This is a genomic window from Ornithinimicrobium sp. INDO-MA30-4 (assembly GCF_021535045.1).
In the GTDB taxonomy this organism is placed as follows: Bacteria; Actinomycetota; Actinomycetes; order Actinomycetales; family Dermatophilaceae; genus Ornithinicoccus.
In genome coordinates, this window is record NZ_CP091056.1 from 899474 (window position 1) to 919805 (window position 20332).

General features: G+C 61.9%; 20 protein-coding genes and 10 pseudogenes. 10 read left to right on the forward strand and 20 right to left on the reverse strand.

Annotated features, from left to right (window positions below):
- Positions 1 to 4: 4 nt before the first annotated feature.
- From L0A91_RS05255 to L0A91_RS05275, 6 genes and pseudogenes are all read right to left on the reverse strand, one after another.
- Positions 5 to 328: a hypothetical protein gene (locus L0A91_RS05255; RefSeq protein ID WP_235246125.1), complete on the reverse strand. Its 324-nt coding sequence runs from the start codon at positions 326 to 328 to the stop codon at positions 5 to 7.
- The gene (locus L0A91_RS05260) at positions 325 to 993 is read right to left on the reverse strand and encodes a glycosyltransferase (RefSeq protein ID WP_397333802.1); all 669 of its coding nucleotides are present in this window, start codon (positions 991 to 993) and stop codon (positions 325 to 327) included. Before L0A91_RS05260 ends, L0A91_RS05255 begins: the two co-directional genes overlap by 4 nt.
- A complete protein-coding gene (locus tag L0A91_RS18425; protein WP_311198025.1) occupies positions 968 to 1210 on the reverse strand; it encodes a hypothetical protein in 243 nt (80 codons plus the stop codon). The genes L0A91_RS05260 and L0A91_RS18425 overlap by 26 nt, the downstream gene beginning before the upstream one ends.
- Positions 1207 to 2217: pseudogene (locus tag L0A91_RS05265) on the reverse strand (Gfo/Idh/MocA family protein). Before L0A91_RS05265 ends, L0A91_RS18425 begins: the two are co-directional and overlap by 4 nt.
- A pseudogene (locus L0A91_RS05270) lies at positions 2214 to 3313 on the reverse strand (DegT/DnrJ/EryC1/StrS family aminotransferase). The pseudogenes L0A91_RS05265 and L0A91_RS05270 overlap by 4 nt, the downstream one beginning before the upstream one ends.
- Positions 3314 to 3324: 11 nt before the next feature.
- A pseudogene (locus tag L0A91_RS05275) lies at positions 3325 to 3965 on the reverse strand (acyltransferase).
- On the opposite strand from L0A91_RS05275, the pseudogene L0A91_RS05280 reads away from it, so the two are divergent.
- Together L0A91_RS05280 and L0A91_RS05285 are read left to right on the forward strand one after the other, a co-directional pair.
- Positions 3964 to 4645, forward strand: a pseudogene (locus L0A91_RS05280) (glycosyltransferase family 2 protein). The pseudogenes L0A91_RS05275 and L0A91_RS05280 overlap by 2 nt on opposite strands.
- 13 nt (positions 4646 to 4658) lie before the next feature.
- Positions 4659 to 5036: a DUF2304 domain-containing protein gene (locus tag L0A91_RS05285; protein WP_235246127.1), complete on the forward strand. Its 378-nt coding sequence runs from the start codon at positions 4659 to 4661 to the stop codon at positions 5034 to 5036.
- Here L0A91_RS05285 and L0A91_RS05290 read toward each other — a convergent pair.
- The 7 genes from L0A91_RS05290 to L0A91_RS05310 all read right to left on the reverse strand — a co-directional run bounded on the left by L0A91_RS05290 (position 4951) and on the right by L0A91_RS05310 (position 9019).
- Positions 4951 to 5232, reverse strand: a complete 282-nt coding sequence (locus L0A91_RS05290; protein ID WP_235246538.1) for an inositol monophosphatase family protein — start codon at positions 5230 to 5232, stop codon at positions 4951 to 4953. The genes L0A91_RS05285 and L0A91_RS05290 overlap by 86 nt on opposite strands.
- Positions 5233 to 5361: 129 nt before the next feature.
- Positions 5362 to 5862 (reverse strand): inositol monophosphatase family protein, encoded by a 501-nt coding sequence (locus L0A91_RS18430; protein ID WP_311198141.1) that lies wholly within the window; start codon positions 5860 to 5862, stop codon positions 5362 to 5364.
- A gap of 137 nt (positions 5863 to 5999) precedes the next feature.
- Positions 6000 to 6452, reverse strand: coding sequence for an FAD-dependent oxidoreductase (locus L0A91_RS18435; protein WP_311198026.1), 453 nt, complete (start codon positions 6450 to 6452; stop codon positions 6000 to 6002).
- Positions 6449 to 7204 (reverse strand): FAD-dependent oxidoreductase, encoded by a 756-nt coding sequence (locus tag L0A91_RS18440; RefSeq protein WP_311198027.1) that lies wholly within the window; start codon positions 7202 to 7204, stop codon positions 6449 to 6451. The genes L0A91_RS18435 and L0A91_RS18440 overlap by 4 nt, the downstream gene beginning before the upstream one ends.
- Positions 7156 to 7437 carry a hypothetical protein gene (locus L0A91_RS18445; protein WP_311198028.1) on the reverse strand — a complete coding sequence of 94 codons (282 nt, stop codon included), beginning with the start codon at positions 7435 to 7437 and terminating at the stop codon, positions 7156 to 7158. Before L0A91_RS18445 ends, L0A91_RS18440 begins: the two co-directional genes overlap by 49 nt.
- A gap of 94 nt (positions 7438 to 7531) precedes the next feature.
- A complete protein-coding gene (locus tag L0A91_RS05305) occupies positions 7532 to 8503 on the reverse strand; it encodes a carbon-nitrogen hydrolase family protein (RefSeq protein WP_311198029.1) in 972 nt (323 codons plus the stop codon).
- A gap of 57 nt (positions 8504 to 8560) precedes the next feature.
- Positions 8561 to 9019, reverse strand: a complete 459-nt coding sequence (locus L0A91_RS05310) for a DUF2231 domain-containing protein (RefSeq protein ID WP_235246128.1) — start codon at positions 9017 to 9019, stop codon at positions 8561 to 8563.
- 70 nt (positions 9020 to 9089) lie between these two features.
- Between L0A91_RS05310 and L0A91_RS17265 the strand changes: the two genes are divergently transcribed.
- From L0A91_RS17265 to L0A91_RS05340, 7 genes and pseudogenes are all read left to right on the forward strand, one after another.
- Positions 9090 to 9659, forward strand: coding sequence for an aldo/keto reductase (locus tag L0A91_RS17265; RefSeq protein ID WP_260115300.1), 570 nt, complete (start codon positions 9090 to 9092; stop codon positions 9657 to 9659).
- 14 nt (positions 9660 to 9673) lie between these two features.
- Positions 9674 to 10063 carry an aldo/keto reductase gene (locus L0A91_RS17270; RefSeq protein ID WP_260115301.1) on the forward strand — a complete coding sequence of 130 codons (390 nt, stop codon included), beginning with the start codon at positions 9674 to 9676 and terminating at the stop codon, positions 10061 to 10063.
- A 110-nt stretch (positions 10064 to 10173) separates the two neighbouring features.
- Positions 10174 to 10970: pseudogene (locus L0A91_RS05320) on the forward strand (ABC transporter ATP-binding protein).
- A gap of 70 nt (positions 10971 to 11040) precedes the next feature.
- Positions 11041 to 12074, forward strand: a pseudogene (locus L0A91_RS05325) (aliphatic sulfonate ABC transporter substrate-binding protein).
- Between the two features lie 31 nt (positions 12075 to 12105).
- Positions 12106 to 12971: pseudogene (locus L0A91_RS05330) on the forward strand (ABC transporter permease).
- A 1-nt stretch (position 12972) separates the two neighbouring features.
- Complete coding sequence (locus tag L0A91_RS05335) at positions 12973 to 14286, forward strand: O-acetylhomoserine aminocarboxypropyltransferase/cysteine synthase family protein (protein ID WP_235246129.1); 1314 nt, start codon at positions 12973 to 12975, stop codon at positions 14284 to 14286.
- Positions 14283 to 14786 (forward strand): CoA-binding protein, encoded by a 504-nt coding sequence (locus tag L0A91_RS05340; RefSeq protein WP_235246131.1) that lies wholly within the window; start codon positions 14283 to 14285, stop codon positions 14784 to 14786. The genes L0A91_RS05335 and L0A91_RS05340 overlap by 4 nt, the downstream gene beginning before the upstream one ends.
- Here L0A91_RS05340 and L0A91_RS05345 read toward each other — a convergent pair.
- From L0A91_RS05345 to L0A91_RS05370, 7 genes and pseudogenes are all read right to left on the reverse strand, one after another.
- Positions 14783 to 14977 carry a GyrI-like domain-containing protein gene (locus L0A91_RS05345; protein WP_235246132.1) on the reverse strand — a complete coding sequence of 65 codons (195 nt, stop codon included), beginning with the start codon at positions 14975 to 14977 and terminating at the stop codon, positions 14783 to 14785. The genes L0A91_RS05340 and L0A91_RS05345 overlap by 4 nt on opposite strands.
- 464 nt (positions 14978 to 15441) lie before the next feature.
- A pseudogene (locus L0A91_RS18450) lies at positions 15442 to 15615 on the reverse strand (MerR family DNA-binding transcriptional regulator); the annotation flags it as partial.
- 83 nt (positions 15616 to 15698) lie between these two features.
- Complete coding sequence (locus L0A91_RS05355; RefSeq protein WP_235246133.1) at positions 15699 to 16343, reverse strand: TrmH family RNA methyltransferase; 645 nt, start codon at positions 16341 to 16343, stop codon at positions 15699 to 15701.
- Positions 16336 to 17397, reverse strand: a complete 1062-nt coding sequence (locus tag L0A91_RS18455; RefSeq protein WP_397333851.1) for a transketolase C-terminal domain-containing protein — start codon at positions 17395 to 17397, stop codon at positions 16336 to 16338. Before L0A91_RS18455 ends, L0A91_RS05355 begins: the two co-directional genes overlap by 8 nt.
- Positions 17398 to 17406: 9 nt before the next feature.
- Positions 17407 to 18182: pseudogene (locus tag L0A91_RS18460) on the reverse strand (1-deoxy-D-xylulose-5-phosphate synthase N-terminal domain-containing protein); the annotation flags it as partial.
- Between the two features lie 104 nt (positions 18183 to 18286).
- Positions 18287 to 18868 (reverse strand): TMEM165/GDT1 family protein, encoded by a 582-nt coding sequence (locus tag L0A91_RS05365; protein WP_235246134.1) that lies wholly within the window; start codon positions 18866 to 18868, stop codon positions 18287 to 18289.
- Positions 18869 to 18908: 40 nt separating this feature from the next.
- A complete protein-coding gene (locus L0A91_RS05370) occupies positions 18909 to 19274 on the reverse strand; it encodes a hypothetical protein (protein ID WP_220122684.1) in 366 nt (121 codons plus the stop codon).
- Between the two features lie 93 nt (positions 19275 to 19367).
- Here L0A91_RS05370 and ppk2 point away from each other — a divergent pair.
- Positions 19368 to 20270 (forward strand): annotated as a pseudogene (gene ppk2, locus L0A91_RS05375) (polyphosphate kinase 2).
- Positions 20271 to 20332 lie beyond the last annotated feature (62 nt).

A 20332-nucleotide genomic window follows, 5' to 3' on the forward strand; every position in this document is an offset into this window, starting at 1 on the left:
GAAGCTAGCGGCGACGCAGAACGCGGTTAACAACCTCAACGGCCCCGCGTCCGGTCGCAGCAAGTGAGCGATGGTCAAGCACCCATTGCCGACGGCGTTGGTTATGCGCGAGGGCTTGCTCGTCGCCTTGGCTCGAGTGCTCATCCAACACGTCGATCATCGCCTGGGCGACAGCGTTAGCGTCGTGCTCAACGGCCTTCCCCAGCTCGAGGGCGGCCACGTCGGCAGCCGCAGGTCCGGGCCCGGCAAAGACCACAGGCGTGCCACAAGCAAGCGCTGCGAGCACCTTGGTCGGATAGGCAAAGTCGTAGCCCAGCCCAGGCTTCACGCTGACCAGCGCGCCAACCGCATCCCGTTGCCAGACGGCGGCTTCGGCAGCAGGCACCAGGGGTCGCAATTCGAGAGCGCCTTCGGGCAATTCACCTTGCAGTCGCAGCAACTCCGGCCAGGAACTCCCTGCCCTAAAAACACCAATCGCGCGCCGGGGTGTGTTTCCAACACCTGGCTCATGGCCTGGGCAAAAACCTCGGCGCCCTGCCATTCGCTGGCAGTCCCCGCATACACAAAATAGGGGTTCGTCTTGCCGGTGACTCCCCCGTCGGCGGCGGTGTCGAAGATATCGGTGTTGATCCCGTTAGGGACGACCGTGACCGAAAGCGCGCCGAGTTCTTTAACCCGGTCGGCTACTCCGTCAGACACCGCAATCGTCTCAGCAGCTCCCCGCAGCGCATAGCCCTCAAGGGCTCGAACCACGCGAACGACCCACTCGGGTGCACCGGTCGATTCGGAGGCATCCGACCACACGTCAGCGCCGTAGTAGATATACGGGATCTGCGGCTCCTGCTTGATCAGCGCACGCAGCCACAACGCTGTCCGCACCACCGCACCGGTCGTCGGTGGCGGTTCGACGACGACAGCGTCAGCGTGGTCCATCAACAACAAGCGCAACGCCAGGGTATGTCGAAACTCATGTAGGGGACGTACCCCGGACATACCCAGCATCGTCGCGCAGCACGGGCCATCGCGACACCTCGATGCCCTCGGCGGCTTCGTCGTCCAGTGCCGATTCAAGGGCGGCAGGCGGTGTCGCAGTCAAAACCTCAACGCGATGTCCTGCCCCGCGCAGAGCCTTCGTCAACGCGCCAAGCCGGAACGTCGCGGCCGCTGACTCTGGTGCGAAGATCCGGCTGGCAAGGACGACTCGGCTCACAGCGTGATGGCTCGATCCGTGGCGGCCGACTCCAAACAGCCTCAACGACTGTCAGGGTGTGGACGCCTTCCTTCATCGAGACGACGAGCGCATCCGCGCCATCGCGGCCCCAGAGCGCGTCGCGGAAGTTCTCCTGCTCAACGCGCAACGGCTCGCGGCGGCTCAAGGCAAGCGCGTCGAGTCCCCTCGGAGACTCCGCGGAAGGCCGAAGCTTGATCCCAGTCAGAGGTGACATCGCCATTGGCATAGAAAGTCAGATCGCCGGTCAGTGTGTCGGCAACAAACGCGCCCTTTTCGCCGGTGGCGACAGTGGCGCGCTCCTTGCGCGGTGACAGCCAGTTGACGGTGTGACTGACAATGATGCCGTTCTCCAGGCGGCCGGTCGCAACGACCATGTCCTCGTGCTCACGCCCCGATCGGTGGGCGACCTGGCCGGTGACCACCGCATACGGCGACTGGGCGATCCAGGAAGCCAAGTCAATGTCGTGGGTCGCCAAGTCCTTGACGACACCAACATCGGCAATGCGCGCTGGGAACGGACCCTGTCGCGACGTGGTGATTTGGAAGACCTGGCCGAGCTCGCCAGCCTCGATGCGACGACGCATCTCCAACAGTGCCGGGTTGCAGCGCTCGACATAACCGACCGCCCCAACCAGCCCAGCATCCGCAAACGCCGACGCGACCTTGCGACCGGACTCGACGGTGGCAGCGATCGGCTTCTCCACCATCGTGTGCACGCCAGCCTGCGCCAACGCCAGGGCGACCTCTTCGTGCAAGAAGGTCGGCACGGCAACCATGGCCGCGTCGATGCCAGCATCAATCAGCGCTTGGACGTCGGGCAGGACCTCGAGCTCGCGGGCCACACCGTGCTTATCCCCCATCGGGTCAGCAACGGCGATCAGATCCATGCCTTCGACTTCGCGGATGACGCGGGCGTGGTGGCGCCCCATTGAGCCGAGGCCGATCAGACCCATCTTGATAGTTTTACCCTGCTCGATGCCGCTCATGCGCCCGCCTTAGCCACAGTGTTGACGGCCTCGACAATACGCTCGAGGTCTTCTTGGGTCAGCGATGGGTGGACCGGCAGCGAGATCACTTCACGGGCGGCCTTGGCGGTCTCGGTTAACTCGTGATCCGGCGCAAAACGGGCTAGTGAGATCAACTCGTGGTTGGGGATCGGGTAATAAACACCGCAACCAACCTGGTGCTCTTCCTTCAGCGCCTGCATGAAACGGTCACGCTGTTCGCCGGTCGCGCCATCAACGCGGATCGTGTACTGGTGATAGACGTGAGTGGCGTTGTCGCGCACCGGTGGGGTGACGACACCGGAAAGGTTCGCATCCAAGAACGCCGCGTTGGCCCGGCGCTGCTCAGTCCAAGCGCCGACCTTGGTCAACTGCACGCGACCGATCGCGGCGTGAATGTCGGTCATCCGGTTGTTGAAGCCGACGACCTCGTTGGCGTATTGCTTTTCCATGCCCTGGTTGCGAAGGAGGCGCATGCTGCGAGCCATCTCTTCATCAGCGCAGGCGACCATGCCGCCCTCACCGGAGGTCATGTTCTTCGTCGGGTAGAGGCTGAACATGCCGAACGTGCCAACGAACCGACCGGCTGGCCGTTGTACTGAGCACCGTGTGCCTGGGCTGCGTCTTCGAAGATCTGGGCGCCAGCGCGGTCAGCAACCTCGCCCAGCGCGTCCATGTCGGCCGGGTGGCCATACAAGTGGACCGGCATGATGCCCACGGTCCGCTCCGTGACAGCAGCAGCGACCGAGACCGGGTCCAGGTTAAAGGTGTCGCGCGAAATGTCAGCAAACACGGGGGTAGCGCCCGTTAGCGCGACCGAGTTGGCGGTGGCGGCAAAAGTGAAGGACGGTACGATGACCTCGTCACCTTCGCCAATGCCAGCGGCGATCAAGCCGAGGTGCTGCCCGGAGGTGCCAGAGTTGACTGCAACGCAGACACGCCCGCCCACCATCTGGTCAGCGAACTCCTTTTCGAAGGTCGCCACTTCAGGGCCTTGAGCAATCATGCCCGAGCGCATCACCCGGTCGACGGCTTCGCGCTCGTCGTCACCGATGATGGGTTTGGCTGGGGGGATCATGGATTGCGTCACTAGTTTTCTACCTGCCTGATCGTGGTGTCTTCGACGACATACATTGTGCCTGTTCGGAGGCATTGCCATCGCGTTGGATCTTCCGTGTCTTGCACGAGCGGCACACCATCGGTGCCCACCCAGCCCTTTGCCGCGCTGGCACTCCAGCCATTAGCGCGTGGGCTGGGACATCTTTGGTGACCACGGCGCCGGCCGCGATGGTGGCCCACGCGCCAATCGTCACTGGTGCGACGCATACCGCGCGGGCTCCGATCGAGGCGCCGCGCTCAATCGTCACGCCGACTGCTTCCCAGTCATCGGCCGACTTCAGCGAGCCGTCACTATTAATGGCACGCGGGAAAGTGTCGTTCGTCAGCACCACCGCAGGGCCGATAAAGACGCCATCACCAAGGCGAGCCGGCTCATACACCAAGGCGTAGTTTTGCACCTTGCAGTGATCGCCCAACTGCACGCCAGTGCCGATATAGGCGCCGCGACCAATGACGCAGCCTTGCCCCAAAGTTGCGCCCTCGCGCACTTGCGCCAGGTGCCAAACCGAGCTGCCATCACCGATATTTGCCTCCGGTGAGACATCGGCGGAATCCACGATGCGTGTCCCCACGACTCTCCTTAGCCATTTTGTGCGACAGAATGCAGTCATGACTGTATCGCCCCGAGCCAGCGACGCCTGGCTTGTGATCCCCTCTTTAATGAGGCTCAGGTCATCGGTGAGGTCATTACCGCTGCACTCACGACGTTCCCCAACATCGTTTGCGTCGACGACGCCTCGACTGATGACAGCGCACAGATCGCTAGTGATGCGGGTGCAGTTGTCGTGCAGCACCCTTCAACCTGGGACAAGGAGCCGCACTCCAAACGGGTATGCGGTATGTCGCCGAAGCCACAGAAGCTCGCTTTATCGTCACGTTCGATGCCGATGGGCAGCACCGGGTGGAAGATGCGGGCGCCATGGTGGAGCGTGCCATTGACGAAGACGTCGCCATTGTTTTTGGCTCTCGCTTCCTGGATCAGCGCACCAAGCCCGGTTGGCTGAAGAAGCGAGTGCTCAAGACGGCGGTCTGGATCACCAACCAGCAAACGGGCTTGCGGCTCTCCGATGCGCACAACGGTTTGCGGGTGATCCGGCGTGATGCCTTTGAACGTCTTGACCTCAAGCAAAACCGAATGGCGCACGCGACCGAGATCGTGCTGCAGCTCAGCCGCACCAAGTTGCCATGGGTTGAGCACCCCGTGCACGTTCTCTACACCGACTATTCGCGGGCCAAGGGACAGTCGATGATCAATGCGGTGAACATCCTGATCGATTCGATTCTGAAATGAGGCCGGTGATCGCGTGCTAGACCAACCACCGATCAAGTTCATCCTGATCGCCGGCATCATCGTCATCACGGTCATGCTGACTCGCACAACGTCTGGCGCCCGACACCAGGCCGTCCGCCGGCTGCTGCTGATTGCGTTCGTCGCATTGGCCGTGGTCGCGGTGATCTTCCCGCGCTTCCTGACGACCATCGCGCAGACCGTCGGCGTTGGCCGAGGCGCTGACCTGCTGCTTTATGGCTTGACTGTTGTCTTTTTGGGGTATGTTGCGGCTAGTTATCGACGGCTGCGACAAATGGAGCAGCAAGTCACGACGCTGGCTCGTGAGATGGCGCTGCGGCACGCGGTGCATCAACACGAGCACCACGACGACGAGCCGGACAGCGAGAGTTAGGCGTCCTGAGGGGCGGGGCGTCGGCCATCGCGGCCAACACGGCGCGATAGGTGTCTTCGTCGGCTGCACCAATCAGCCCGCGCGCCGGAACGAGCGGCTGATACGCATTGCCATCAAAGTCACCGATAGAGCCTCCGGCCTCTAGCAGCATCAACGAACCGGGCACGTGATCCCAAGGATGGGTGCCGTTCCACATGAGCGCGTCTGCCGCCCCTTGGATGAGTTGCGGGTAGTCAACGCCGCAGCAGGTCCAAGTCTGCTTGATCGGGCTCAACCCGCCAGGTGACGTGCCGTTCCAGCGGTAGTTGAGCTGTGCACATTGAGGTCAGCCAGGGCTTTCATCGCGGGGCCGCGGTGCAACTGCTCGCCATTGCGGGTCACTCCTGGCCACGCTCGGCGATGTAGGCCAACTCGAGTTGTGGCTGCCAGATCCAGGCCCGGTCGTTTCACCATCGACGACTTCACCAACCATGACCGCGTGATCCTTCGAGCCACGGACAAAGTTCTTGGTGCCATCGACCGGGTCGACAGTGAAAGCATGCTTAGCCTGGCGATACTCCACCATAATTGCCGAGTTGGCCGAGTGGGCTTCCTCCCCAAAATCACTGCATCGGGGTATGCGGCGCGCAACTCCGCCGTGATCAGCACCTCGGCCTCCCGGTCGGCCACGGTGACCAAATCGCCAGGGTTCTTCTCGATGATCTGACCGTCGGCTAACGCACGGAATCGAGGGTTGATGACGCGCTCGGCGACATCCTGCAACATGGCCAGAACGGCTTGAGTCTCCACGCCTTAAGCAAACACGATGCAGGCGAATCGACCCAATCGCAGCGGGCGGTAAAGCTCACGGCTTCGCGGATCGCATAAATGCGCTCTGTTCGCGTGTCCAAACACGCGATCAGCGAGAATTTCTGCGAATCGCACTTTCGGCAGGGCTAGCGGGCCGTCCTAGGCAGCATGGGCCTACTCGCCCAGGTTGACCGGCCCGACCAACGGGTACATGTCACCAGGGCCAGGATTGCCCTCAGGCGTGCTGCCACCAAAGTGCGTCATGATCCCCCAGACCGAGTTCAGCGCAGTCTGCACGGCGCCTTCGACCCAAGCCGGAGTCCAGCTCACGCCATCGCCAGCCATGAAGATGCCGCGGTGCTTCTCGGGCAACTTCTCCTGGATGAAGTGCCCATACATCCGCGCGTTGTAGCGGTAGTGGCCCGGCAGTGCGCCCTTGAAAGCGCCCAGGAAGTTGGGGTCATCTTCCCAGCTGACCGTCACCGGGTCACCGACGATGTGCTGCGCAATATCGACCTTGGGATAGATCTTCTTCAAGGCTGCGAGCGCCAAGTTCACTCGTTCGTCGACGCTCAGTGGCAGCATCTTCAACGCATCCGTCATCCACGAATAGGTCAGGCAGATCACCGCAGGCTTCCTGGGCCGTTGTCAAAGAGATACGTCCCACGGGTGAGCCGGTCGGTCAGGGTCATCGACATGACATCGCGGCCGGTCTCTGGGTCCTTGTCCTTCCAAAACGGGCGGTCAACCATCACGAACGTCTTGGACGACTGCATATAGCGCGTGCGGTCAAGCGCCATCCACATTTTTTGCTCAAAGAGGTCTTCGTCGGTCTCGATCGACGTCGTCAGCAGGTGGCTCTGACAGGTGGCTAACACCGCTTCGTAGCTGTCGACACGGCCCCAGGCGTCGGTGATCTCCATCTGGTGGCCGTCGCTGTGCCGGCTGATCTTGCGAACTCCAGCACGGGTGCCACCGTTGTTGAGCTTGGACAGCGAGGTGCCATCTGACCAGTGGGCCATGCCGTCGACCTCGCGCTGCCACAAACCCTTGGGCATCTGCTCCACGCCGCCCACGACATACCTCTGGTGGTCATCGAGTTCGCAGACGTTGACCCGCAGGATCTCCAACATGGTGTTGGAGAAGTCAGAGTCCCAACCACCGGTGCCGAAGCCGACCTGGCCGAAGACTTCGCGATGCCGGAAGGACAGTCGCGAGAACGCCTTAGATGAGACGACGAAGTCATAGAAGGTCCGCTCGTCCCATTCTTCAACGATCGGGTCCCAGAGCTCTTTGATCCGGCCGGCATCACGGTTGCGGATGGCATCTTTCAGTGCCGAGAAGTGCGCGCTTTCTTCGAGTGCCTCGTCGTAGGCCATCGCGACCTCGTGATAAACATCCGGCAGGTCAGCCAGCGTCTCGCCGTAATGCGTCTCCCCTCCAGGTCGATCACCGTGGAGCCTGCCGCCGGGGTCAGCGGGTTAGGGAACTCTTCAGTCTCCAAGCCCAGCATGTTGATGTAGTGATAGAAGCCGGTTGAGGAGATGGGGAAGCGCATGCCACCCAACTCGGCCGTAATGCCGCCACTGCCTTCAAACTCGTGTGAGCGCAATCGACCACCAACTGGCCCGACTCATAGATGACTGGGTGCAAGCCCATCTTCATCAGCTCAAACGAAGCGGTCATAGCGGCTGCTCCAGAGCCGATCACTGCCACCTTCTTGCCATGAGCCGACTCCGGGATCTGACCAAGCCCGCCTCGTGGGTGATCCACTCGTCGTAAGCAAAGGGGAAGTCGGGGCCAAAGGCTGTAACTGGCTTGCTGGTTGGGGCGCTCATGGGCTCCTCAGTTTCGGGTCGGACGGGGTATAGGTCAGTGCGCAGGCTGGACAAATAGGGCGACAAGCCGCGGACGCGGGCGAGCTCGGCATGCTGGAGATCTGCAGCCAGCACCTCGGCATCCGTCCCCGCCCGGGCGATGTCTTCGCCATCCGGGCCTACGACGCAAGAACTACCGCAATACTCAAAGCGACTCTCGTCTCCGACGAAGTTTGCGTAGGCAACGAAGACGCCATTCTCTTCGGCCCGGGCTGGAACCAGTCGAGTGCTCACCGACGTGAACGGCTGCATGTTTGCGGTCGGCGTCAGGATCGCATCGACCCCGGCCAATGCGTGGGCCCTCGCGACCTCGGGAAACTCAATATCGAAGCAAATGGCCATCGCCAGACGCCAACCGAGGTAGTCAAACGGCTCGCCTAGCGCGTCCCCAGCGCTGAACTGCGCCTCATCCACTTCGCCATAGAGGTGCGTCTTGCGATAGCTGGACAGCAAGTCCCCGTCGCGGGTGATGAAGGCAGCCGTGTTGAAAACTTCGTCTCCCGCTAATTCTGGGAAAACCACAACGATGGCTAAGCCTCGCTCAGCCGCGATCCTCGCGACGGCGCCCAGTGTCGGGCCAGTCAGAGGCTCGGCCGCTGCGCGGACCGCTTTTCGCCCGATGTTATAGCCGGTGAGGTACATCTCCGGGGTGATGAGGATGTCCGCCTGTTGGCTCTGGGCCTCGGCGGCGGCCCGGTCCAGCGCGGCCAACGAGTCAGCGATCCCCCGGTTGGCTGGCTCGATCTGGAGCAGGCTCAAACGTAGGACCGGCTGTGCCTGGCTTCGTTCTTCGGTAACCATGTTCTGGGCACCATATCTCGCCAGACGAGCCTCGTGTCTACCTCTCGATTGGCTCGCTTAGCCCCAGACCGATTGTGCTCCAGAGTCGCCTGCCAAGTAGGTCAGCACGATCGCTGCAATGGCCACAACGATGGCCAGCACTTTGATGGTGATTTGGGCCCATTGGGGGCTGAGGAACGCCAGGCGGGGCTTGTCTGAATCGCGCTTAGGCGTGCCCAGATGGAAGAGGATCGCCATCACGGCGAGGCCAAAGGTCAGGGTCTCCAACCGGCTCCCCCACCCCATGTGCCCATTGAGGACATCCGAGCTCTGAGCCTTTTCATGGGAGAGGTCTTCACCTGCCTGAGCCGTCACAAAGGCAACGATCGCGCTCAGCACCCCCATCAGCGGTAAGCCCCAGCCCAGCCACAGGCGGAATCGCGGCAAAACGACAGCGACGATCAGCGCTAGCGACGTGACCAAGATTGCAACGACGGAGAAGTGCACGACTAACGGGTGCAGGGGCAGATCTGTCATGGCACGTCCTCAATAGTTGAATATGGTCCTTCCCCCCAACTATGTCAGCGACGTGGCCTAGCCTCACCTTATGGTGCTCCCAACCCGCGAATACGGCACAACTGGTCTCACCACAACACCGATCGGACTCGGCATGGCCGCCTTAGGCCGGCCGGGCTACATCAACGTCGGGCATCACGACGATTTGGGCGACACCTCAGTGGAGGCACTGCGCGCCCGAGCCTTCGAGGTCCTTAATTCGGCGTATGCGGGGGGCGTGCGTCACGTCGACACCGCCCGGTCCTATGGTCGCGGCGAGGAATTTGTCGGCGACTGGCTGCGCGAGCAAGGGCATCAAGACGTCCTGGTGTCGTCGAAATGGGGCTACACCTACACCGCCGACTGGACCGTCGACGCCGATGTCCACGAAGTGAAGGATCACAGTGTCGGCACTTTCCGCCGTCAGATCGTCGAGAGCCGCAGATTCCTCGATGGCAATCCGCACATTTATCAGGTCCACTCAGCCACGCTGGACTCCGGGATCTTTGACGACCGAGACACCCTGGCGGCGCTTAGTGAGTTAGCCGAAGAAGGTGTCGTCATTGGGCTCAGCGTTTCTGGCCGGGCCAGAGTCAGGCCATCCGCCGAGCGCTGGAGTTGAGCACCGCTGGGGATGTGCCATTCGCTAGCATCCAGGCCACCTGGAACCTCTATGAGACTGCGGCTGGCGAAATGCTACTGGCAGCAAAGGAGGCCGGGTGGGGCGTCATCATCAAGGAGGCGCTGGCCAACGGCTTGCTGACCAGCCGCGGCGATGCCCCTGAGGTCCTGGCCCGGATGGCGGCCAAGCATCAGGTCGGCATTGACGCGCTAGCCATGGCCGCGGCCTCCGCTCAGCCCTTCACCCCCACGGTGTTGTCCGGAGCCTCGGTGACCGAGCACTTGACCGCCAACCTCCAGGCCACCCAGGTGTCGCTGAGCGAGCAAGAGTTGTCGGCGTTGAGCGAGCTAAGCGTCGACTCAACTGACTATTGGAAGCGTCGCGGCGAATTGGCCTGGAGTTAGCAACCCCGGATTTGCGGGGGCTCACTGCCCTAATTCCTGTTTCGCAGATTCTTCACTACTGAGCATTCTCGTTTTGCAGTTTCCGAAGACTCTTCATTAGTGTTTCGGTCATGGCTCCAGCCTCACTTGATGTCCAGACCCGTGCCGCCGCCGTCCAGGTGCGCGGCCTTCACCGCACTTTCTCGACCGCTGCAGGCGAGAAGCATGTTCTGAGCAACGTCAGCCTTGACGTGCCCGCTGGCGGCATCGTCGCGCTCATTGGTGCTTCCGGCTGCGGCAAGTCGACCTTGCTGCGCGAAATCTGCGGGCTCAACACGCCCGAGGCCGGGGCCGTCCTCATCGGCGACTCCCCGTCACCGGGATCGACCCCCGCTGTGCCGTCGCCTTTCAAGAGCCGCGCCTCCTCCCCTGGCGGACGATCGCTGAAAACATCGCGCTGGGCCTTCCGGCAGGTGTCGATAAGGAAACTGGTCAGGCACGAGTCGCAGAGTTGATCAGTCTGGTTGGCCTGGTCGAAGCCGCGAACCTTCGCCCCCGGCAGATTTCCGGCGGGATGGCGCAACGGGCCTCGCTAGCCCGAGCCTTAGCGCGCAATCCTGCGGTGCTGCTGCTTGATGAGCCGTTCGGCGCACTCGACGCTTTGACTCGACTGCGGATGCAAGACCTGCTCCTGGATATCCACGCTGCCGAGCCTGCCACCATCGTGATGGTGACCCACGATGTCGAGGAAGCCCTCTACCTCGCGGACGACATTGCCCTGCTCGCGCCAGCGCCCAACTCGCATGGAGCCCATGTGGCCTCCTTGACGACCGTTCCCGGGTCTCGACCACGCTCACGGACCGACGCGGTCTTGGCTCAGCTGCGCCAAGAGATGCTCGAGGGCCTCGGCGTCTCCCGACACCGCTGAGCCCAGCCTTCACCTGCCGTCAGCGCTGACGGCGACTTCCTGCATACCTGCAAAAACCAAGGACCCCACTATGTCTGCACGCCCTGCCCTGAAGTCTCTGCTCATCCCCGCCGTGGCCGCCTTTGCTCTGACCGGTTGCGTAGCCGGTGAAGACAGCGCCGCCTCCAGTGACAGCTCTGCCGCCGACGGCGAATGGAGCGACACCGAGCTTCACGTCGACTACGCCACCTACAACCCGTTGTCGTTGATCATTAAAGATCAGGGCTGGTTAGAAGGAGAACTCGGCGACGACGTCGAGGTCACCTGGACTCAGTCCGCTGGCTCCAACAAGGCAAACGAGGCCCTACGCGCCGACGCGATCGACGTTGGCTCCACCGCCGGCTCGGCCGCTCTCCTTGCTCGCGCCAACGGCTCGCCCATCAAGACGGTCTTGCTCTACTCCCAGCCGGAATGGTCCGCGCTCGTTGCCCCCGAAGGCTCCGACATCACCGAGGTAGCCGACCTTGAAGGCAAGTCGGTAGCAGCAACGAAGGGCACCGACCCGTACTTTTTCTTGCTTCAGGCACTCGGCACCGCCGACCTCACGCTGGACGACATCGAGGTGCAGAACCTGCAGCACGCCGATGGCAAGACAGCACTGGAAAACGGTAGCGTCGACGCCTGGGCTGGCCTGGACCCGCTGATGGCCGATAGCGAAGTGAACAACGGCTCCGAGCTGTTCTATCGCAACATCGACTTCAACACCTATGGCTTCCTCAACGCCAACGAATCCTTCCTCGAGGAGAACCCCGATCTTGCCCAGGTCGTGATCGACACCTACGAGCGAGCACGCGTGTGGGCCGATGAGAACCCCGACGAGACGGTTGCCATCTTGGCCGACGCTTGGGCATCGACCCCGCCATCGCGGAGACCGTCCTGCTGGAACGCACCAATTTGGACGTGTCAGTCCCTGGCGATGACCAGGCAGCCGTGCTGGAGGTTGTCGGTCCGATCTTTGTCGAGATCGGCGATGTGCAGACGCAGGAGCAAGTGGACGAAGCGCTGACCAGTCTCTTCGACCCCTCCTTTGCCGAGGCCGCTGACGCCACCCGTTTCACCGACTGATCCGCCGACCTCAACGCAAGGAGCACTGGAGATGACTGCACCAACTCGGGAGCGTGTCACTAACAAGGCTGCTGACGGCGGTCCGGCTGAGCCGCCCACCGTGGCACCGGTTGCGTCCAAGCCTGCCCGGCACCGGCTCAACAAGCGCCCCTGGGCGATCGCGGGCATTGGCTTGATCGTCCCGGCAGTGCTCCTTGCGTTGTGGCACTGGTCCACCGCTGTCACCGGGTACTTCCCGATCTATCAACTGCCGCCGCCAGCATCTGTATGGGACGCAGGGGTGGATCTGATTCAACGCGGTGAGTTGTGGACGCACGTCGCAATCTCGACCCAACGGGTCCTGATTGGCTTCCTGGTTGGTGCCACCCTGGGCCTGGCTGTTGGCGCAATCGTGGGCTTGTCCAACCTGTCTTCCTCGCTGCTATCGCCCACGATCGGCGCGCTTCGGGCGGTGCCGTCGCTGGCCTGGATCCCGCTGTTGTTGATCTGGCTCAAGATCGGTGAAGACAGCAAGGTCACGTTGATCGCCATCGGCGCATTCTTCCCCGTCTACACCACAGTGTCTGCAGCGCTGCGCCACGTTGATCCGCACTTGAGCGAGGTCGGGCGTGCCTTTGGCCTGCGCGGCTTCACGCTCTTCGCACGATCCAGTTGCCAGCCGTCATCCCCTCGGTGATCTCCGGTTTGCGGCTAGCGATGGCTCAATCGTGGCTCTTCTTGGTGGCGGCAGAGTTGGCGGGTGCCTCCATGGGCCTAGGCTTCCTGCTGACGGACTCACAAAACAATGGCCGCGTCGATCGAGTGTTGCTGGCTATTGTCTTGTTGGCGCTGCTGGGCGTGCTGACCGACATCATTATTGGCTTTGTCGAAAAACGACTTTTGAGGAAGTGGTCCTGAAATGGCAGACGAGCACACCTTCGGCTTTAGGACTCGCGCACTGCACGCGGGCGGCATCCCCGATCCAACCACCGGCGCACGCGCTGTGCCGATCTATCAGACCTCGAGTTTTGTCTTCAACGACACCAAAGACGCTGCCAACCTCTTCGCGCTGCAGAAGTACGGCAACATCTATTCGCGGATCGGTAACCCCACCGTTGCAGCCCTTGAAGAGCGCGTTGCTTCGCTCGAAGGCGGCATCGGCGCGGTCGCAACCGCTTCGGGTATGTCGGCTGAGTTCATCACCTTCTCCGCGCTGGCTGGCGCCGGTGACCACCTCGTGGCAGCAGCATCGCTCTATGGCGGCACGCTGACTCAACTCGATGTCACGCTGCGCCGCTTTGGCGTCGAGACGACGTTTGTCACCGGCACCGACCCGGCCGACTATGCCGCGGCGATCACCGACAAAACCAAAGCGGTGTATGCCGAGGTCATTGCCAATCCCTCCGGTGAAGTCACCGACATTGAGGCTCTGGCGGCTGTTGCCCACGAGCACGGGGTGCCGCTGGTGATCGACGCAACCCTCGCTACGCCATACCTGGTCAGGCCGTTGGAGCATGGCGCTGACATCGTCATCCACTCGCTCACCAAATTCATCGGTGGGCACGGCACCACGCTGGGCGGCATCGTGGTTGAGTCTGGTCGCTTCAATTGGGGCAACGGCCGCTTCCCGACCATGACAGAGCCGGTTGAGTCTTATGGCGGCATCAGGTGGTGGGACAACTTTGGCGAGTATGGCTTCTTGACCAAACTGCGCACCGAGCAACTGCGCGACATTGGGCCCAGCCTGTCGCCGACCGCCGCCTTCCAATTGCTACAAGGCGTGGAGACGCTCCCCCAGCGGATGGATGCCCACGTCGCTAATGCCGCCAAGGTTGCCCAGTGGCTGGCTGAGGATCCGCGGATCGCCTATGTCACCTATGCCGGTCTGCCAGACCACGTGCACCACGAGCGGGCGAAGAAGTACTTCCCGCTCGGACCGGGCGCCGTCTTTGCCTTTGGCATCAAGGGCACCGATGAGATTGATGGCCGAGCAGCCGGCGAGAAGTTCATCGGGTCTGTCCAACTCGCCAGCCACCTGGCCAACATCGGCGATGCCCGCACGTTGGTGATTCACCCCGGGTCGACAACGCACCAGCAGCTGACTCAGGCCCAGCTTGAGGCGGGCGGCGTCAAGCCTGACCTCGTGCGTATTAGCGTTGGTCTCGAAGATGTCGAAGACATCTTGTGGGATCTCGACCAAGCCCTCACCGCAGCGACAGGAGTGAGCCGATGAGCACGCCAGCCGAGCGAACCTGGGTTGGCCCCAGCGCCCCACAACGCCTCAACCTGCTGCGTCAGGCCAAGTCGATTGCGATCGTTGGTGCCTCCACCAACCCATCGCGGGCCAGCTATTTTGTCAGCACCTACCTGCTGTCTAGCTCTGACTATCGGGTCTATTTTGTGAACCCAATGGCCACCGAGATTCTCGGTCAGCCAGCTTATCCGGACTTGAAGTCACTGCCCGAGGTGCCCGATGTCGTCGACGTCTTCCGCCGTCACGATGACCTGCCCAGCGTCCTGGACGAGGCCATCGCGGTTGGCGCAAAGACCCTCTGGCTACAACTCGGCTCGTGGCACGAAGAGGTTGCTGCCCGCGCCGAAGAAGCCGGGCTCAATGTTGTGATGGATCGCTGCGTCAAAATCGAGCATGCCCGCTTCGACGGCGGTCTGCACTTGGCTGGATTCGACACCGGAGTGATTAGCTCCCGGCGCGACTCGGCCGTGCGAGGTTAGGCCAGAGGCAGATAGACCTCGGTGACCTGCTCGTCCTCGCTGACCTCACCTGGGTTCGTCAGATAGAGGTTGAAGTGCTTGCTGCCAACAGTTCCGTCGTTCTTGGTCGCCAAGCCTTCAGCGGCGATGCGCGCATTGATCCGGTCGTGCGCTTCGCTGATCTGCTCAAACGAGCCCTTGATCTGCGCCACCAAGCAGTCACGCTCGGGCAATTCGATGATCTCCAGGGGGCTTCAACGCTGGTCCCTGACGAGACCGGCAGAAAGGTCGACAGGTCAACGTCGCGCTCGGTGTATTGCTCGTCGTGCTCGATAACGCCGCACGGGCCGACAGGCTGGATGCCCTGAGCGCCCACAAGTGGCATCATCTGACCCCACAGTTGACCCTCCTCATTGTAGGCGGGGACGGTGCCACGCAGACTGACGACAGTCATGGCTGGGACGGTCTTGCGGCTGAGTGTGATCGACATGGTGTGCTCTCCTTGGTCAAGCAATCGGGTGATGAGGGAAACCCGTCCCTGGGCCGCGTTCAGCTCTTCGTCAAGGCTTTCGCGCTGCAACTGCAGCGCGTTAGACCAGGCCTCAGTGCCGCGGGCGGCGAGGAGGATGCCAATGGCGGAGACGCCAAACCCGACATCGCGCAGGTTACGGATATCGGCTGCATCGGCCAATTGGTGCGGTGCATATCGCCGGTATCCGGTCCACTGGTCAATATCGGCTGGCACCAGCACTCCGTGGGAGTCATAGTGACGCAGCATCCGAACTGACAGACGGGTCAGTGAGCTAAAGCGCCCAATCGTCATCAGGTTGGTGTTCGTGGTCTCGGCCATGCGCCAATACTTGCGCCTGACACGATGTGAGGGTCAACAAACACGCCGCCCTTTGGTCTTTGGCAGCGCTGCGGACGTGACGACTAATGCGTTAGCTGGTGCGCAACCATGCTGAAGGCTGTGCTCACATTCACGCTGCGTTTGATGCCCCGCAACGGCAACATCACGTGCCGATCAGCGACAGCCAGGATGTCGGGGTCAATGCCGCCCACCTCGTGCCCAACAACCATCGCGATCCGCTCAGGCATGTCTTGTTGGCCAGGCTCGGTGATGGCAGCGATCTGCTGTGCCGTGGGAGTTGCTTCGACAGCCCAGATCGACCAGCCTTCGCTCTGCAACTCCGAGATCAGCGAGGGGCCATGCTTGTGGTGGCTCCAGCCAACCGTTTCTTGCGAGCCCAGGGCGGTGCGCGCCATCTTGGGGTGATCCCCCGGCGGAGTGATGCCGCTCAGATACAGGTGCCTGATCCCGAGGGCATCGCTGGTGCGAAAGATGACCCCGACGTTCATCAGGCTGCGGACGTTGTCGAGGACTGCGACGACCTCACGCCCAGGCGGGGGCGAATCGGCGGGCTCTGGAGAGTGATACTCCTCGCCCATGTGCAGTTCGCCCCCACAGTGCGGGCAGCCCGGCAACGAGTCCAACTGGCCCATGGGGAAGCGCAACTGGCACTGCGTGCAGGTCGCCATCCGGTGACCACCCGCAGTGGGGTGAATCTGATCAGCCATTCAAGCGCTGCAACAACGAATCAGCGAGACGATCGCTGGTCAAGCCAACGTGGTCAAGGACCTGATTGCGTGAGCCATGGTCCAAGAACTCATTCGGTATGCCGTAGCACCAGACCGCGCGGTCGCTCGAGTCAGCGATGCGCTGGCCGACGCCACCATTCACGACACCATCTTCGATGACAGCAACTGCCTTCGAGTCGCCAGCCAACTGCAGCAACGCAGGGTTGATCGGCAAGACCCAACGCGGATCAAGGACCTGGACCTCATAGCCTTCGGCGGCGACTTTCTCCGCAGCAGCCAGCGCGACCTCAGCCATCGAGCCCAGGCCAATCAACGTGACGTCTGGGGTGGCGGCTTCACGCAGCACGTCGACGCCGTCAACCTGGCGGTGAGCCACGATAGGCGCCTTGACACTGCCCTGGGGGAAACGCACGACGCTGGGGCCATCATCGATATCGACAGATTCGCGCAATGCCCGGCGGACCTGGGCACCATCGCGCGGTGCTGCCACCCGCAGGCCAGGGACGATCCCGGAGATGGCGAGATCCCACATACCGTTGTGGCTGGCGCCGTCCGTGCCTGTGACGCCGGAGCGGTCGAGCACAAAGGTGACACCTTGGCCATGCAGCGCGCAGTCCATCAACAACTGGTCGAAAGCGCGGTTAAGGAAGGTCGCATAGATCGCGACAACGGGGTGCAAGCCGGTGAACGAGAGCCCAGCAGCCATCGTCACGGCGTGCTGCTCGGCAATGCCCACGTCAAAGACGCGGTGCGGGAAGGTCTCAGCAAACGACTTCAGGCCCACCGGCATCAGCATGGACGCGGTGATCGCCACGACGTCACGTCGTTCGTGCCCTAGCGCCACCATCTCTTCGCTGAACTCATCGGTCCAGGAGCGGCCCGAAACCTCTAGCGGCAGGCCAGTCTCGGGGTTGATGACGCCGACGGCATGGAAACGGTCGGCTTCGTCTTCGGTGGCCGGGTCATAACCGTGGCCCTTTTCGGTCAGCACGTGCACGAGCACGACGCCCCCGAACGACCTCGCTTGAGTCATCGCCGTCTCGACAGCTTCCAAATCATGGCCATCGATCGGTCCAAGGTATTTCAGCCCGAGGTCTTCAAACATGCCCTGGGGGCTAACAATGTCTTTGAGGCCCTTTTTGACTCCGTGCGCTGTGGCATACACCTGCTGGCCAAGGGCACCCGGCCGAGTTTACGCTTGCTCCAGTCAAGGAGGTCTTCGTATTTGCGGCTTGCCCGAAGCGATGCCAGGTAGTGGGCCATGCCGCCGGTGGTCGGTGCATACGAGCGCTCGTTGTCGTTGACCACGATGATCAACGGCAGGTCGGGGTTGTCGGCGATGTTGTTCAGCGCTTCCCACGCCATCCCGCCGGTCAGCGCGCCGTCGCCGATCACAGCAACGGTGTGGCGGTCCCCTTCGCCGCGCAATTTGCGACCTGCAGCAATGCCGATGGCCCAGGACAGCGACGTTGAGGCGTGTGAGTTTTCGACGACATCGTGCGCCGACTCAGCCCTGCTGGGATAACCCGAGAGGCCGCCTTGCTTGCGCAGTGTCGAGAAGTCTTGGCGACCGGTGAGCAGTTTGTGCACATAACTCTGGTGACCGGTATCGAACACCACCGTGTCATGAGGAGAGTTGAAGACCCGGTGAATGGCCATGGTCAATTCAACGACACCGAGGTTGGGGCCGAGGTGTCCGCCGCTTTGGGAGACCGAGTCGATCAGATAGTCACGGATCTCTTGAGCTAAGTCGTCCAACTGTGAGGTCGACAAGCCTGTGAGATCACGAGGACTCTTGATGCTGCTCAGGAGACCCATGTCAGCGGCACCTCTCAGTGGTTTTCGTCGTTCATGCGGGCAGTCCAGGGTAACGCGTCAGTCTACGACGGCACCTGATGGCACCCTGTAAAATCTCTGATGGCTCAAATATTGCCGACGCCTTCAAGGATCAAGATGAGACCAAAGATCAAGAACGCAATAGCAGCGCCGTACTTGATGGCCTTTTCTGGCAGTTTGCGACCGAGCAGAGCGCCCAGCAGAATGGCCAGCGCGTCGGCGGCGACCATGCCCACCGTGCTGCCAATCCAGGTGCCGAACCAGTTGTATTGGGTGGCTAAGGTGATCGTCGCCAACATGGTCTTGTCGCCAAGCTCGGCCAAGAAGAACGCCACACCCACAGCGACAATGGCGGCCCCTGAGCTGCGACGGGCCTTTTGTGCTTCGTCCTCGGTCAGCTCATCGCCTCGAAGTGTCCACGCAGCAAAGCCAAGGAAGGCAATCCCCGCTACCAGCGAGATCCACCCCTGATAGTCGCCAAAGGCCGCACCGACCCAGAAGCCCAAGGCCACGGATGCGAGGTGGACGAGAGCAGTCGCGACAGTGATGCCGATGAGGACCTGCCAGGTGCGATAGCGGGTCGCGAAGGTCATCGCCATGAGTTGGCTCTTATCGCCCAATTCGGCGACAAAGATCACGGCGGTCGAGAGCCATAGTGCTTCAAACATCAAAAAGCACCCGAAAACCGCGGTGCTGAACGGGTCCATCCTAGCGAAGATTGATCGGAGCCCGAACCTGCAGTGCCTCCAGCAACAACTCGGCGCTTCGCAGGGCCGCACGCAGCCGAAGCCCCTCTTGAGTCAGCGAGCCAAGGACATCGCTCAGGGAACCTGGTGGCAAAACTGGGCCAAGCTCCGGGCGCACATCACGCCAAGCACCACGCATCGCAGCTAGCTGGGCTTGGATGTGCCGGACCGTGACCCAAGCAAGGGCTACCGGGTGTCGGCGCCACGCTGCATACGCGCGATAGTCAGCTGGGCAGTGGTCCAACAACCAAGAGGTGGCCGCTTGCTCCCAGCCGGACACACCGGGCGGCGGCACCCGGTCTGGCCATCCCACTGGTCCACTCGACATGCGAACAAGTGTACGACTTTTGTCTGGGCGCGCAGGTCAGGAGAATCCACCCAAAGACTTCCACTACAGCGCAACTTAGTGAAACATGAGGACATGACTCACGATAAGAGCGAAACCTCGTCGCAGACCAAGAAAAATACCGGCCAGGGACGCGGCAAAGTGCCCCGGCTGAACAAGGCGATCTATGAGGCCGAACTGCTGCGGCTGCAAGAGCGACTGGTTGAGATGCAGAGTTGGTTCAAAGCAACGGATCAACGGTTGGTCGTGATCTTCGAAGGACGCGACGCCGCGGGTAAGGGCGGTGCAATCAAAGGGTCACCGAATATCTCTCCCACGGCAAGCCCAGATCGTGGCACTGCCAACTCCGACCGAGCGCCAAAAGACCCAGTGGTACTTCCAGCGCTATGTCGAGCATCTACCAGCCGCCGGAGAGATCCGGCTCTTCGACCGTTCCTGGTACAACCGTGGCGGAGTCGAGCGCGTGATGGGCTACTGCACCCCGAAGAGCACCGGCTCTTTTTGCAACAGTGCCCCATCTTCGAGCGGATGCTCATGGACGATGGGATTATCCTGCGCAAATACTGGTTCTCTGTCTCCGACGACGAGCAGGAGCGCCGTTTTCGATCCCGAATGAACGACCCCATGCGCCGTTGGAAGCTCTCCCCCACGGATCTAGAGTCACTCACCCGCTGGGAAGACTACAGCCGTGCCAAGGACGAGATGTTTATCCATACCGATATCCCCGAAGCGCGCTGGAATGTCGTCGCCTCCGATGACAAGCGATCCGCCCGCATCAATATGATCGCTCACCTCTTGGATTCCATCCCTTTCGAAAAAGTCGAGCAACCAGCACTCTCGATGCCGAAGCGCCCACAATCCACGGGCTACCATCGCACGGATCGGGAGTTGCAGTTGCCAGTCCCAGACCGGGCACTCGACGTGGCCAGAGAAGCCGGAAAGCCACTCAAACGGCGCAGTCACGAGGACATCAGCTGAAATAGCAACGATGAGGGCGGGCGCCCAAATGGGTGCCCGCCCTCATCACGCTACTGCTAGAT